Annotated in this window: 9 protein-coding genes; 6 read left to right on the top strand and 3 right to left on the bottom strand. The window is 54.6% G+C overall.

What is annotated here, in order from left to right; all coding sequences use genetic code 11:
- Positions 1-280 precede the first annotated feature (280 nt).
- The 6 genes from H144_RS0115105 (at position 281) to H144_RS0115080 (ending at position 10,563) form a co-directional block, all read left to right on the top strand.
- Complete coding sequence (locus H144_RS0115105) at positions 281-829, top strand: RNA polymerase sigma-70 factor (protein ID WP_026350714.1); 549 nt, start codon at positions 281-283, stop codon at positions 827-829.
- A gap of 180 nt (positions 830-1,009) precedes the next feature.
- The gene (locus tag H144_RS0115100; protein WP_019942919.1) at positions 1,010-2,056 is read left to right on the top strand and encodes a FecR family protein; all 1,047 of its coding nucleotides are present in this window, start codon (positions 1,010-1,012) and stop codon (positions 2,054-2,056) included.
- Positions 2,057-2,188: 132 nt separating this feature from the next.
- A complete protein-coding gene (locus H144_RS0115095) occupies positions 2,189-5,488 on the top strand; it encodes a TonB-dependent receptor (RefSeq protein ID WP_019942918.1) in 3,300 nt (1,099 codons plus the stop codon).
- Positions 5,489-5,509: 21 nt separating this feature from the next.
- Complete coding sequence (locus H144_RS0115090; protein WP_026350713.1) at positions 5,510-7,156, top strand: RagB/SusD family nutrient uptake outer membrane protein; 1,647 nt, start codon at positions 5,510-5,512, stop codon at positions 7,154-7,156.
- Positions 7,157-7,205: 49 nt separating this feature from the next.
- Positions 7,206-8,861, top strand: coding sequence for a glycoside hydrolase family 28 protein (locus H144_RS0115085; protein WP_019942916.1), 1,656 nt, complete (start codon positions 7,206-7,208; stop codon positions 8,859-8,861).
- Complete coding sequence (locus H144_RS0115080; protein WP_019942915.1) at positions 8,848-10,563, top strand: glycoside hydrolase family 43 protein; 1,716 nt, start codon at positions 8,848-8,850, stop codon at positions 10,561-10,563. The genes H144_RS0115085 and H144_RS0115080 overlap by 14 nt, the downstream gene beginning before the upstream one ends.
- A gap of 38 nt (positions 10,564-10,601) precedes the next feature.
- On the opposite strand, the gene H144_RS0115075 is transcribed toward H144_RS0115080, so the two are convergent.
- The 3 genes from H144_RS0115075 to H144_RS0115065 form a co-directional block, all read right to left on the bottom strand.
- Positions 10,602-10,988 carry a hypothetical protein gene (locus H144_RS0115075; RefSeq protein ID WP_019942914.1) on the bottom strand — a complete coding sequence of 129 codons (387 nt, stop codon included), beginning with the start codon at positions 10,986-10,988 and terminating at the stop codon, positions 10,602-10,604.
- Positions 10,989-11,064: 76 nt separating this feature from the next.
- A complete protein-coding gene (locus tag H144_RS0115070) occupies positions 11,065-11,829 on the bottom strand; it encodes a LytR/AlgR family response regulator transcription factor (RefSeq protein ID WP_019942913.1) in 765 nt (254 codons plus the stop codon).
- 3 nt (positions 11,830-11,832) lie between these two features.
- On the bottom strand, positions 11,833-15,453 hold the full coding sequence (locus tag H144_RS0115065) for a histidine kinase (protein ID WP_019942912.1): 3,621 nt from the start codon (positions 15,451-15,453) through the stop codon (positions 11,833-11,835).
- Positions 15,454-15,508 lie beyond the last annotated feature (55 nt).

Genomic DNA, 15,508 nt, shown 5'->3' with positions numbered 1-15,508 from the left:
ACACAAAGTATTCTTGCAATATTTCAAATGTCAGTTTGACAAATCTAGTCCTATAATTTTATAATGTCGGGAAAAAGTATGCTTTTCCCGTTAAAATTTCCCGATGACAACGTTCCCGGCAACGTCTGCGTAAAAAAATCGGGCATTTACATTGGTCACGACCAAAAATGGATTCAAATTAAGTCCGGGCAGTTATCAGGCCATTTGCCGGATCGCGGAAAAATACAATTCGCAGTATCCCTTGAAACGGCAGTCCCGCAACCGCATTAACCAGGCATTCATGAATCTCAGATCTCTATCGGACCCACAGCTCGTCGACGCCCTGCACGACGACGATGGAATGGTATTCCGGGAGATTTACCAGCGTTACTGGAAAAAAATGTACCTGCTCGCGCTCCGCAGGATCGACGACCGCGAGGCCGTGGAGGGCATTGTGCAGGACGTATTCCTGCGCCTGTGGGAACGCCGGAGCCTGTTGCAGATCGAAAACCTGGAAGCTTACCTGGTCACTTCCGTCAAGTACAGCTGCATTAACCATTTCAAATCGGCGATGGTGCATGAAAAATACCTGGCACACGCCTTCACCGGCTACTCCGACGCCATTTACAACACCGAAGAGCAGCTCAATGCCAGCGAACTGATGAGCAACATCGAGGCCCGGCTCAGCCATTTCCCCGAAAAATCGCAGACCATTTTCCGCCTCCACCGCCTAGAAAACCGTTCCACCAAAGAAATCGCCACCGAAATCCAAATGCCGCAAAGGACGGTAGAACATCATTTGAGCCTCGTCGTGAAGGCCCTCCGCTCGTATTTAAAAGACTATCTATAATGCCGCCGGAGAGGCTGGCGCGAGGGTTGCCTTCGCGCTATTAGGCTGTTGCACAAAAGAAAGATTATTTTAAATAAAAGCCACTCTTCTTATAACAATTCCCACATGATTTAAAATCTTTTGCGGATCTCGGCGTCGCTCGTTGACTCACTTTAAAAAGCAGAACAGCCGTCGCAGCCCATGAACCGGGAACAATTCGCAGCATTATTGGAGAAATATCAGGAAGGCCGGTGTACCGATGAGGAAAAACGGCTGGTGGAACACTGGTTTGCGCTTCTCGAAAACGACCATACCGCGGAAGTTTCGGATCGTGACTTGCAGGATGCCGGAGCCCGTATCTGGTCGGGGATGCAAGAAAAATCGTATCTGCCCGATCTCAGCGAGGCGCGAAATAACAATCCTTTTCGGTCCATTTACGTTCGGTGGACCGCCATAGCGGCGTCGCTGCTGCTTGCCGGGTGGTTTTTCATGGAAAAAATGCCGGATCGGAGCATTCCGTTGGCCGCCTACGCCTGGGAAGAGCAGCGGAATGATGGTACTACCGTCTTGCCGGTGCTTCTCGAAGACAGTAGCACCGTAGAACTGGCTCCCGGCAGCTCATTGCGCTATCCCACTCATTTTGAACATAAAAAAAGGACCGTCATACTGAAAGGCAATGCGTTTTTCAGCATTCGCAAAAATCCGGAAAAGCCATTCTATGTGCATTCCGGCGAGGTTACGACCAAAGTACTCGGTACCTCTTTCCATGTAGGCACGGCCCCGGACGGTAAGCAAACCAAGGTAGAAGTAGTCACCGGCCTCGTATCCGTATATGCCGAACGCAAAGGTGATAGCGGGCCCGACATGCTCGTTAGCCCCAACCATACCGCTACTTTCGACCGGGCTTCGGGCAAACTGTCGCCCGGACTGGCCGGCAAACCGAGATTGCTGAACGCCGATGTCTCGTTCCGCTTCCAAAATACCCCGCTTTCCGAAGTGGCCGAGCGCATGCGGGAAGCCTGGGGTGTGGAGCTGGGTGCCGAAAACAGCCAGATCCTGAACTGCCCCCTCACGGCCGACCTCAGCGGGCAACCGCTTTTCGTGCAGCTCGACATTATCTGCGCCGCATTGGGCGCCAGGTACAAGGTCCTCGGCCCAGCCATCCGCATTTCCGGGCCGGGTTGCACGGTCCGCACGCCACAAGCTTTCAAAACCCGTAAACCCATCCATTCCGCCATGCAGACATAGCCGCAAACCAAAACGCTGGCCATGCAGCGAACATGGGCCAGCGTCAGCAAACATCCCCGGACCGACAGCGAATCGGGCCGTCTCGGGACGCTTCATTTTATCAAATGTCCATTCAATAAAACATTTAAAGGTATGAAAAAAACAGAACCTTTACTTTTCAGGCTCCTCGCCGCACATTCAACGGGTAAACGATTGCTGCTCATATGCCTGGCAGCCCTGCTCGTTTGCCAGGCGGCGCTCGCTGCCGATATGCAGGAAGTCATGTCCAGGCTCGTCACGCTGAAATTCCAGAACCAGCGCTTCGAGAAGGTGATCAGCAGCATCGAAAAACAAACGAAAGCCCGCATTGTGTACAGCTCCGAGCGCGTGAATGTGGCCCGGAATGTGAGTGTGGAAGTCAATAAAAAGCGGCTGGACGCCGTGCTGGACGAAATACTGGCGCCCTTGAACCTGACTTACCGTATGGTAGGCGGTCAAATCGTCCTTGAAAATGCCGTCCGCGAGGAATCCGCGGCACCCGTGAAGCCGCAGACCACCGCCGACCGCACGGTTACCGGCGTGCTCACCGATGAAAAGAATGCCGTGTTACCCGGCGTAAGCGTGATCCTGAAAGGCACCAACCGCGGCACGAGCACCGACGGTCAGGGTAAGTTCAGCCTGCTCGTGCCCGAGGACCCCACGGCCATCCTGACCTTCTCATTTGTGGGCTACCAAAGCCAGGACGTTGTTTTAGGAGCACAAACCGCATTTACCATTTCCCTTAAACCCGACGTGGGTGCGTTGGATGAAGTGGTCGTGATCGGTTACGGCGCCGTGCGCAAGCGCGACCTGACGGGCTCTGTGGTGCAGCTCAAAAGCGAGCAGCTGAAAGAAGTGCCGTCCAACAACGTCCTCGATGCCGTGCAGGGCAAGATCGCCGGTGCGGACATAACGCGCAGCAGCGGACAGGCTGGCGCGGGCGTGAACATTACCATCCGGGGCAACCGTTCGATAGGCGGAAACAACTCCCCGCTCATTATTGTAGACGGCGTGCAGTATGGCGACCTGGCGGATATCAATTCGAACGACATCGAGTCGATGGAAGTATTGAAAGATGCGTCTTCCATTGCCATTTACGGCTCGCGCGGTGCCAACGGGGTAATTTTGATTACCACCAAAAAAGGAAAAACGGGCCGCCCGGACATTTCATTCAACTCCTACGCGGGCGTTTCGCAGGTGACGATGTACCCGCGTGCGATGGATATCAACGAGTTCCGCGACTTCAAGCGGGAAGCATGGCGCGCCGCCGGCGTTTGGAACAGTCCGGCCGACGACCCGGCCATTTTTACCAATGTGGCGGAATACGATGCATTGCAGAAAGGGATCTGGACCGATTACCAGAAGGAACTGATCCATCCCGGGTTTCAGCAAAACTATCAGCTGGGTTTCCGCGGCGGCTCCGAAAAGCTCAAATCCTACGTCTCAGTAGATTATTTCAATGAAAAAGGGATTTTGAAACTGGACGAAATGAAGCGCTACACTGCCCGCCTGAATGTGGATTATACACTCACCGACTGGATGAAGATCGGCCTGCAAAGCCAGCTGACTTATTACAACCAGAGCGTCCGCCGCGACCCGCTCAACCAGGCTAACAAAATCAGCCCGCTGGGTTCATTGTACGACGAGAACGGCAATTTCAACTTCATTATGCTTGACGGGCAGACGGCCAACCCGCTCTCGGACGAGCAGCCCGGCGTTTTTAACAACAATATTCTCACCACGCGCACGCTTACGAACGGTTACGTCGAAATCACGCCGCTAAAAGGCCTTACCTTCCGCAGCACGCTCGGCGCGAACCTTTCCAATTCGCGCAACGGGGCTTATTCTTCGCCGAAATCCATCGACCGCTCGTTGACCGGTAAATCGCTCGCCACCTATAATGTTTCCAATGGCCGCACGATCAACTGGGAGAACGTGGTGACCTATCAAAAGGCATTTGCGCAGCATAGCTTTACGTTCACGGGTATCGGCAGTTCGCTGGCGACTGTTTCGGACAACGCATCGGCCTCGGGCGTGAACCAGCTCATTCCGGCGCAGCTTTTTTACTCGCTCGGCAGCGCTACGGAAGAGATCAAGATCAATTCGGCCTATTCCAAAAACAACCTCGTGTCGTTTGCGGCGCGGGTGAACTATGGTTTCAAAGAGCGCTATTTACTCACGCTCACGGCGCGGAAGGATGGTTCTTCCAAACTCGCACCCGGCAACAAATGGACGTTTTTCCCGTCGGCTGCATTCGCCTGGCGCATTATCGACGAGGGTTTCATGAAAAATGTGCCTAAACTCAGCGACCTGAAACTGCGCGTGAGCTACGGTATCGCAGGAAACGACCCTTCGGGGCCCTATGCAACCCAGACGACATTGACCCGCATTGCATTCGGATTTGACGAGGTGGCCTATCCTGCCTACACGTTCTCCCGCAACGTCGGCAATGCCGCGTTAGGCTGGGAACTGTCGGGAACGCAGAACCTGGGCCTGGACTTCGGGCTGTTCGACGGCCGCATTAACGGTTCGATCGATTATTACGACACCCGTACCTCCGACCTGCTCCTCGACCGCGGCCTGCCACCTACCACCGGCGTAACGACCGTGAAACAGAACATCGGCAAGACCCGCAACCGGGGTATCGAAGTCGTACTGGGAAGCACCAACGTGCGAACCAACGATTTTACCTGGAATACCAACCTCACATTTACCAAAAACAAGGAAGAGATCACCGAACTCGTGACGGAGGGCAATGATATCGGTAACGGCTGGTTCATCGGCAGCCCGATCAGCGTGTTCTACGACTATGAAAAGCTGGGCATCTGGCAAACTTCCGAAGCGGAACAGGCCAAGGCCGTTTCGCCCACGCAGCTGCCGGGCGAAATCAGGGTGAAAGACCAGAACGGCGACGGCAAGATCGACGCTGTGAACGACCGCGTGATCCTCGGCACACCACGCCCGAAATGGAGCGGAGGCCTGGATAACACGATCAAATACAAGGGATTTGACCTGAATGTGATGATTTACGCCCGCATTGGTGCGATGATCAACTCCGACCGCTATGCCCGTTTCGACCAGCAAGGCGTAGGCAACAGCACCGCCGGACTCGATTACTGGACACCCGAAAACCCGACCAACGACTACCCGCGCCCGAACAAGAATGCGGGCCTCAAATACCTCTCGACGCTCGGTTACCGCGATGCTTCCTACGCACGCATACGCAACATCACGCTCGCCTACAACCTGCCCGTGAGCAAGTTCAACTGGAAGGTGATCCGCGGCCTGCGCATTTACGCCACGGCCAAGAACCTCGCCACATTCACGAAGCTCGATTATGACCCGGAACGCGGCGGATCGGAGAATTTCCCGATGACAAAACTGTACGTATTCGGCCTGAATGTGAACCTGTAACCCTTTTAACCAGTCAGCACAATGAGATCACAACTATTGAAAACAGGGTTGATAGCGGTTTCCCTCCTGGGGCTGTTTTCCTGTGAAAAAACTTTGGAAGAATATAACCCCTCGGGACTCACGGCCGAAACGGTCTTTACGACACCCGAAGGCTTTGAAACGCTTGTCAATGCCGCCTATTCCTACCAGCGGTGGTGGTACGGCAAGGAGGAAGGCTACAATATCGCCGAGACGGGCACGGACATCTGGACGAGCGGCGCCGGCGAGGTATACCGTGACCTGACCCAATACCTCAACCTCCAGGGCAGCAATACGGCCCTTACCAATGAGTGGCGGGAATTTTACGCGGCCATTAACCTCTGCAACGGCGGCATCAACCGCATCGAGCAGGCGGGGCTGTCGGCCACTTTGCGCCCGGTGCGCGAGGGGGAGCTGCGCTTTCTGCGGGCATTCTACTACTGGCATATCGTCGAAACGTGGGGCGGCGTGCATTTCACGACCACCGAAACGAACGGTATCGTGACGACGGCCAACAAAACGCCGGTGGAAACATTCTACAACCAGATTTTTGAAGACCTGAAAATCGCCGTCAACAACCTCCCCGCCACACAGCCGCAATATGGCCGGGTGACCAAAGGCGCTGCGCAGGCATTTCTGGCGCGGATGTACCTCACCCGCGGGATGAACAAGGAGGCACTGGACATGGCAAAATCGGTGATCGACGGCAACTATGGTTATAAACTCGAAGCCAGCTTCGCAGATTTGTGGAAAATGAGTAATCTCAAATCGAAGGAGGTAATCTATGCCGTGGATTACTCGGCCAACCTCGCATTGAACGACCTCGCCAACTCGACTTTCAATCCGTACGGCCACGGACGCGGCAGTAACAACGCGCATTTGCTTTTTTTGATGAAATACGACGATCGCCCCGGCATGACCCGTGACATTACCAACGGGCGCCCATTCAACCGCTACATGCCTACGCGCTTCCTGCTGGACCTGTACTCGGCTGATGACGCGCGGTATGAAGGCAGTTTCATGGAATCGTGGTATGCCAATTCGGCTACGCTTCCGGCGGGCATTGCCAAAGGGGATACGGCTGTTTATTGTACTAAAAAAGACATCCCCGACGCCATCGAAGCAGCCAAAAAGTACCAGACCTACGACCGCGCAGACATTTACCTCGCCGACGGTACCGTGAAGGACAACCTGCGCTACCCTACCCTTTCCAAGTTCATGGACGCCACCCGCGCGAGCCTGAACGAGGCGCAGAGCGCGCGTGACGTGTTCGTGATACGTCTCGCGGAAGTATACCTGATCGCGGCGGAAGCGGCCATGCAAACGGGTGACCTCGCCGCTGCCGCGCAATATGTGAATGTGGTACGCACCCGCGCCGCCAAAGCCGGTAAAGCCGCCGCCATGCAGGTGAAACCAGCCGATATCACCCTCGATTTCATCCTGGACGAACGCGCGCGCGAGCTGGCCGGCGAGCAACTCCGCTGGTTTGACCTGAAACGGACCGGCAAACTGATCGAGCGCATTAAAAAGTACGCGCCCGACAATGCGGTGAATATCCAGGAGCACCATACCGTGCGCCCGATCCCGCAAACGCAGCTCGACGCGGTCGTGAACAAAAGCGAGTTCAAACAGAATGCCGGTTATCAATAATCCATTTTAAATGTCATCCTGCCCCGAAAGCAGGATGACACATTTGCCTATGACTTACAAGACACGATTGGCCGCACTGGCCCTCTCCGCACTGGCCTGGTGCAATGCATCCGCGCAAAACACGGCTTCTTACAGCTGGACCAACCTCCCGAAAATCCAACAGCCCGTATTTAAAAAGGACACGCTGCGCATTACCGCATTCGGCGCCGTGCCGGACGGCCATGCCCTCAATACCAAGGCCATCAACCAGGCTATCGACGCGTGCAGCAAAAAGGGCGGCGGCGTGGTGCTGGTACCGGCCGGACTGTGGATCACGGGGCCGGTGGTGATGAAAAGCCATGTAAACCTGCATTTGCAGGAAGGCGCTCTGCTGCTTTTCACGACAGATAAGAGCCAGTATGCCATCACGGAAGGTTTTTACGAAGGGAAAGCCGCCGCGCGCAACGAATCGCCCATTTCAGGAAAAGACCTTGAAAATGTGGCTATTACCGGAAAGGGTATTGTCGACGGCAATGGCGATGTGTGGCGGGCCGTGAACAAAAACCAGCTCACGGAGCCCCAATGGAAGGAGAAGATCGGGTCGGGCGGGGTGCTGAAAGACGACGGTAAAGTGTGGTACCCGAGCGAGCAGTTTAAAAAAGCGAGCGTCGAGAACAAGAGCATGCTGCTGACGGGTGGCAAAAAACCAGCAGATTTTGCCGATATCAAGGATTTCCTGCGACCTAACCTCGTGGTTTTCAATAATTGCAAAAAAGTATTGCTGGAAGGCGTCACCTTCCAGAACTCGGCAGCGTGGTGCCTTCACCCACTCATGGTACAGGACCTGACGATTCGCAATGTGCGGGTTAAAAACCCGGAATATGCCCATAACGGCGACGGAATGGACATCGAATCCTGCAAAAACTTCCTCATCGAAGGCTGCGTGCTGGATGTAGGAGACGACGCGATCTGCATTAAGTCGGGCAAGGACGAAGAAGGCCGCAAACGCGGCATCCCGACTGAAAACGGCATTATCCGCAACAATATCGTGTACCAGGGCCACGGCGGGTTTGTAGTAGGTAGCGAAATGAGCGGCGGCGCACGGAATATTTTCGTGGAGCAATGCACGTTCATGGGTACGGACAAGGGACTGCGGTTCAAATCGGTGCGCGGGCGCGGCGGCGTAGTGGAGAAGATTTATGCGCGGAATATCAATATGAAGGATATCAAACAGGAAGCGATTTTCTTCGATCTGTATTATTTCGTCAAATTCGCGACGGACGGCGAGCGCGATATGCGGCCGGTCGTGAACGAGGGCACGCCGGTGTTTAAAGACATGTATTTTGAAAATATCGTGTGCAGCGGCGCCACCAAGGGCGTTTTCGTGCGCGGGTTACCCGAGATGCCGGTGCGGAATATCGTGATGGAAAATATGGTACTTTCCGCCGAAACCGGCGTGGAGCTGACCGACGCCGACCAGATCGCCTTCAAGAATGTAAAGCTGATCACAAAGCATTCCAAACCGGTGATCCTCGCCGACAATGCGACGAACATTACGTTTGACAAACTACAATTCAACGACCGCACCGAAACGCTCATTTCGGTGCAGGGCGAGCGGAGCCAAAACATCAGTTTTGCCCATACCGACGCTTCGAAAGCGCAAAAAGTAAAGGAGTTTTCAAAAGGAGCGCAGGAGAAAAGCCTGGTCATTCATGAAGGTAAATAATTATTTCTGGGTCGCCGGTGCATTGCTGGCGACCACCGCTTTTGCACAAAACAAGCCCGCTGCCAACGCAAAAGCACCGGTTTCGAAGGCAAACGTTTCCAGGTCGCCGGTGGCGGAGACAATCACCCCAAAAACGCCCCTGTCACAAACCCGGGTGGCCGATTTGCAGGACGGCCGTTACAAAAACCCCGTCCTCCACGCCGACTACTCCGACCCGGACGCCTGCCGCGTGGGCGAGGATTACTACATGACGGCGTCCAGCTTCGATGCCGTTCCCGGCCTGCCGGTCCTGCATTCGAAGGACCTGGTGAACTGGACGCTCATCGGCCACGCATTGCCCCGGCAGGTGCCCATCGAACATTTCGAGAAGACGCAGCACGGCAATGGCGTATGGGCGCCCGCGATCCGCTTTCACCAGGGAGAATTCTACATTTATTATCCCGATCCCGACTTCGGTATTTATGTGATCAAGGCCAAAAACGCCGCTGGCCCGTGGACGGAACCGGTGCTCGTGGAAGGCGGCAAAGGACTCATCGACCCATGCCCGCTTTGGGATGACGACGGGCAGGTATACCTCGTGCATGGCTGGGCCGGCAGCCGTGCGGGTATTAAAAGCGTGATTACGGTCAAGAAAATGAACGCGGAAGGTACGCGGGTAACGGACGCGGGCGCGCTCGTGTACGACGGCCACAAGATCGACCCGACGGTGGAAGGGCCGAAGTTTTACAAACGCAACGGCTATTACTACATTTTCGCCCCGGCGGGCGGCGTGGCTACGGGCTGGCAGATCGTGCTGCGATCAAAAAACGTATATGGTCCTTACGAAAGAAAAGTGGTCATGGCCGAAGGAAAATCCGGCATTAACGGCCCGCACCAGGGCGCCTGGGTGACGACGAGCCCCGTGAATGGCCATTCGGAAGACTGGTTCCTGCATTTTCAGGACAAAAACGAGTATGGCCGAGTCGTGCATTTGCAGCCGATGAAATGGGTCGACAACTGGCCGGTCATCGGCACCGACCCGGATGGCGACGGCATCGGCGAACCTGTTTTGACGTATACCAAACCACTAACTGCCCGAAAATATCCTCCCGCCACGCCGCCCGAATCGGACGAATTCGATGGCGCTGCGCCAGGCAGGCAATGGCAATGGCAGGCTAACCCGAAAGGCACCTGGGCGATGCCGGCAGCCGGCTTTTTGAGGTTATATTCTTACAAAACGCCCGACCAAGCGAAAAACCTCTGGGATGTACCGAACCTGCTCTTGCAGAAATTCCCGGCGGAGACATTTACGGTTACAACCAAACTCAAATTTACCCCGAATACCAACCTGACGAACGAACGGACGGGATTGGTGGTCATGGGGCAAAGCTACGCGGCCATTTACCTGAAAAGCGGCAAGAATAAAACGGAACTGGTTTACGCCGTTTGTCAGAAGGCTTCGGACGGCAAGCCGGAAACGGAACGTGTGCTAGCGGAATTTAAACCCGAAACGGAGCTGTATTTCCGCGTGCGGGTCAGCAACGGCGGCCAATGCGAATTCGGGTTCAGCGAAGATGGCGCTAACTTTAAAATGACAGGGGAAACGTTCCGGGCGGAGGTAGGAAGATGGATCGGGGCAAAAGTGGGGCTGTTTGCCACCCGCGAAACGCAAACGAACGATTCGGGTTACGCGGATTACGATTGGTTCAGGGTCACAAACTGAGTGGCTGACAGGGACACGAATAGCAATGACGAGATCCGTCAGACGGATGGGAGGCTGTCGAGGTTCAGTACCACGTTACGCCGGCGGCCGGAGTAATTGTACTTCACCGAAACACGGTCGCCGGCCTGGGGAATGCGTTTGAGCTGTTCGCGCAGCACGTGCACTTCCGTGACGAAATTGCGCCCCCGGACCGGCTTCACGTGAACCTGAAATGTGTAATAGGCATCGCCCTGCAAATATGATGCGGGGTGTTCTTCCGAAAGCAGCACCACCGCCTCGGCGGTCTGCCCGTCGGGCACATTGCCGCCACCGAGGAGCAGCAATGTTCGGCGCATCCGGAATGCGATCCAGAGCCCGCCGGCGATCAGAAGTACCAGTGATAAAATGAGCAATATTTGCTTTGAATGCAGTGCCAAAATCTCCATAGCTAACAGAAGTCGATAGCTTCAAAGAAACTCAGCAATGTATCAAGTGCCCATAATAGTGATTTAACGGGCACTATTACTTATCAAGTGGTGGGTTTCCAAGCGGCAGTTGCAGGAGGACTTCTTCCTTTTTCCTTCTAGAAATTTCTACCCGGCTCCCATCCAGCAACTCCACCAGATCGTGGTCAGCCATGAGTTTTGCAATAAATTTCGGGTTCACCAAATGCGATTTGTGGGTGCGGATGAAGCCGAACTCGGTGAGCATTTCTTCGTAGTATTTGAGCGTTTTGCTTGCCAGGACAGGTTTCCTGTTTTTGATAAAGATATTGGTATAATTTCCCTCTCCTTGCAGGCGTATAATCTGATCGAGGGTGAAAAACGAAACGCCGTCCTGGTAAGGCACCGCCAGCCGGAACTCGCTCGCACGCTTGAACGCGATATTGCGCACGAGGTTGTCGAACAGCACGGGGTTCTGGTGCAGGTTCTGCTTTTTCATGAAACGGTCGACCGACGCGCGCAGCTCGTCCGGGTCCACGGGTTTGAGCAGATAATCCAGCGCGCTGAACCGGATCGCCTGTACGGCATACTGGTTATAGGCCGTCGTAAATATCACTTCAAAATTGGGCTCCTTCAATGCCCGCAAAAAATCGAAACCATTCCGGCCCGGCATTTCCACGTCCAGGAAAACAATGTCCGGCTGGAAAGTTTTCAGCGTTTCGAGGGCTTTGTCCACCGAATCGGCCTGCTTGATTTCCTTGATTTCCTCTACATGGGCATTAATGTAATACGCCAGCACATTTCGTGATTTGGGCTCGTCGTCGACAATAAGTGCTTTGATCATCGTCTAGGTTTGATATAAATAGGTGGATAGTTCTATTCTGACCAGCGTTCCCGCCGGGTTGCCGGCAGCGTCGTGCCGGTCGATCACCTGGAGGCTCGCGTGGTTACCCTGTCGGGCCAGCACGTCGATCCGGTCTTCGCATATGCGTATCCCGCGCGACTCGTGCTCCCGTGTACGCGAGGAATTCCGTTTCATTTCGGCGGACCGTTCACGGCCGATCCCATTGTCCTCGATCTCACACGCGAACTGCTCAGGGCCGATGAGGAAAAAGCTGATCCGCATATGTCGCTCGCCTTCCTTGTGCATGAGCCCGTGCCACAGGCCATTCTCCACGAACGGTTGCAGGAGCATGGACGGCAGCCTGATGTAATCGTCCTCCAATTCGGGGTCAATATCAATGGAATACGTGAAACCCTGTCCGAAGCGCATCAATTCGAGTTCCAGGTAAAGTTCCAAAACATCCCGCTCTTCGGCAATGGTTACGAGGTTTCTTCCTGAATTATTGAGTACCAGTCTGAACAGCTTGGCGAACTTATTCAGGTATTTGCTTGCCTCCGCATATCGCTGCATGACAATGCATTCCTGAATGCTGTTGAGACAATTGAAAATAAAATGTGGGTTCATCTGCGCACGCAGGGCCATCAGCTGACTTTCGGCCAGCATTTTATTGATCCTGAGCAACATGATCTCCTGCCGTTCGGCCTGCGCCCGGGCCATTGCTTCGGTGATTTTATTGGCGCTGATGGCGGCGATCGTAGAAATGGCGCGTACGTGGTCGGTGTTGTAAAAATTCCGGCGCGGATGTTCCGAATCGATTACGCCGATTACCTGTCCCTCGTGCAGGATCGGTACGGCCAGCTCCGAAAGGCGCGCCTGGTCGTCGACGATGTAGCGGGTATCTTTGGAAGTATCCGAAATGATCTGCGGCAAGCCCGTCGACGCGGCAGTGCCCACAATCCCCTCTCCCACCGGTATTTCGATCGGATTCAGTATCTCGTATTCTTTCGGGCTCTTGGGCCCGTAGGCCGCTTTCTGGATCAGCATATTGCTCTCCTTGTCGAGCAGGTATACGACGCAATCTTCAAAATGCAGTTTGGAAATACAGTTCCGCGCAATGTCCCAGCATATTTCATTCACCGAGTTATCGCCGTACACGCTGTTAGCGAAATACTCGATCGTATCGTCCAGGTCCTTTTTGCGCAGCCTTTTGGTATACACATTATAAATCCAGTACAACACGCCCAGCGAAGCCAGCGCGCAGGCCATGAAAAACCACCAGCTTTGCCACCAATGCGGCAGCACCCGCACCCGCAGCGTTTCTGCGGCCTTCATCCAGCGGCCGTTTTCATCGGTACTTCTTACTTTAAAAACATAGTCGCCGGGAGGGAGGTTGGTGTACGAAGCGGTGATATTACGCCCGGCCGGTACCCAGTCATTGTCGAGGCCGACGAGCTGGTAGCTGTATTGGAGCGAAGGGATATCCCGGTGGCTGAGCGACGCATATTGGAAAGCCACGAACGATTCGTCGGGTTTTAGTTCCAGCAAATGTCCATTGAGCTCACCGATCTTCTCCTGCCCGAATATCTTCACGGAAGTTATCGCCGGCGGCCTCAGCACGGGAATGGATGCGAAATGCCGCGGATTGATCACGACGACGTGGTCGAGCATCACGGCGTAAATTTTACCGCCGGCCACGGTGACGTAGTTCCAGTAATCCTGCAGTGTCTTGCCCAGGTCCATTTCGACCTTGCTCACACTGTTGCTCACCGGATCGTACGTCGCCAGGCCCTCGCGCGTGGCGGCCCACACGAGGCCGTTGTCGTCGATATCCACGGACGATACCTGGTCGTAAGGCAGGCCGTCCTTTGTACTGATATTCCGGAGTACCTTTCCGTTCGCGTCGATTTTCAGCAAGCCGCGGGCGCTGCCGGCCACCCATATTTCGCCGGCTTTGCTCTCGCGCATTTCATACACAAACTCGTCCTCGATGTCGGGAGCGGGCAGCATGGTAAAACGTTCCCGCGAGGGCTCGAACCGCAGGAGCCCTTTCCCGTGGACTGCAAACAGGAGATTGCCATTCGCCAGGCGCACGAAAGCCTGCATATCCGCCGAGTCGAAGAGGCCGTATCCGGGGTCTTTTCCATCAAACCGGGTACACACCTTTTTCGCCGGATTATACCGGTAGAGGGCATCGCCTTCAATGTAAAACCACAGGTTACCCTGCAGGTCGGGGAAAATGAACGGCGCTTCGTAGGAGCTCAGGCCTTTTTTGATCAGCCCGAACCGCCGCAGCACCGTTTCTCCCGGCGCGAGGGAATACACGCCGTCGAAACCGGCAAACCACCAGGTTTCGCCGACCTTCACGGCCATGACAAAGCGATTGTCGCGCAAGCGTTTACTGGGCGTCAGGTATTTCTTGTAAGTGCGGTCCTCGGTATTATAAAACACGACGCCGTCCTCCTTCGAGGCGATGATCATTTTGCCCTGGACATGGATGGCATTTGCATGGGCAAAATTAGTTTCGAGAAAAAAAGGAAAGCTGGGAAGCTTGTAAATGGCCTCAACGGGATTTTGGGGCAGCGTTTTGCTCACGCCGTTGATCGTGCCGAGCCACACATTGCCCTGCGCGTCCGAAATGGCATCCCTGAAATTGCCATAGGCGATCGTGTACGCCTGGTCCTGGTTGTAGACCAGCTTCCGGAACGGCTGGCCGGGCTCTTTCATAAAGGCGGCAAAGAGCCAGGTCGACACCCAAATGCGCTGCTGCCGGTCTACAAAAATGAAGTTACACCCCTCGCCGATCTGCTTCCCGTCGAGCTCGTAGTAAATCTCATGCTTCCCGGTGCGGAAATCCCAAAAGTTGAGCGTCGGCTCCGTGTCGCTGCCATACCAGAGGTTCCCATTCCTGTCCGTGGCAATCGCATTCACATTTTGGGATTCCAGTAACGGGCTCCGTAACGGATTGTGGCCTTTGAAATAGACCTGTTTTGTCTTACAGTCGACAAAAAACGGCCGGTTGCCTCCCACCCACAACCCATCCCGCAGTGTGTCGTACACCATGACGGTGAGCTGGAACAATGTAAAATCAAATTTCAGGGCTTCGGGAAAGGCCTGGGTGACATGGGTTACTTTTCCATTTTGATACACATACAAGCCGCCGGAAGTACCGATCCAGGTACGCTTGAAGCGATCGGCACGAATGCTCACGATATTTTTGTAGGCTATCGGCTCAAAGCGGGGGTCGTTGATGTAGCGGGCCGATCTTTTGTCGAAAAGCAAAATCCCGCGCCGTAATCCTATTATCAGTGTGTCTTCCCCGTTGAATGGTGAAATCGCGTTCACGAAATGCTTGGCGCCGCCGCTCACATCGGGAAAACGCTTCACCACTGCGCCGTCGTACCGGTCGAGACCGGCCGCGGTCCCTATCCATAAAAACCCTGAGGAATCTTTGTGCAAACAACGGATCTGCTTGGCACTCAGTCCGTCCCGCCACCCGATATTCTGAAACAACGTCTGCGCCCGCAGCTGCCCGCCTGTGAGGCAAATGCAAACCAGGGGAACAGCCCAGACCAGCTTTTTGAAAGTTAGGATCACGAGTTGCGGGATTTCTTGGATGATTCGCATCTAATATGGGCGATCTGAACACCAAATACGCCAATTCTGCACAACTGTACCACCT

Source organism: Dyadobacter beijingensis DSM 21582 (assembly GCF_000382205.1).
Classification (GTDB): domain Bacteria; phylum Bacteroidota; class Bacteroidia; order Cytophagales; family Spirosomataceae; genus Dyadobacter; species Dyadobacter beijingensis.
This window is presented reverse-complemented; position numbering and strand designations above follow the sequence as displayed.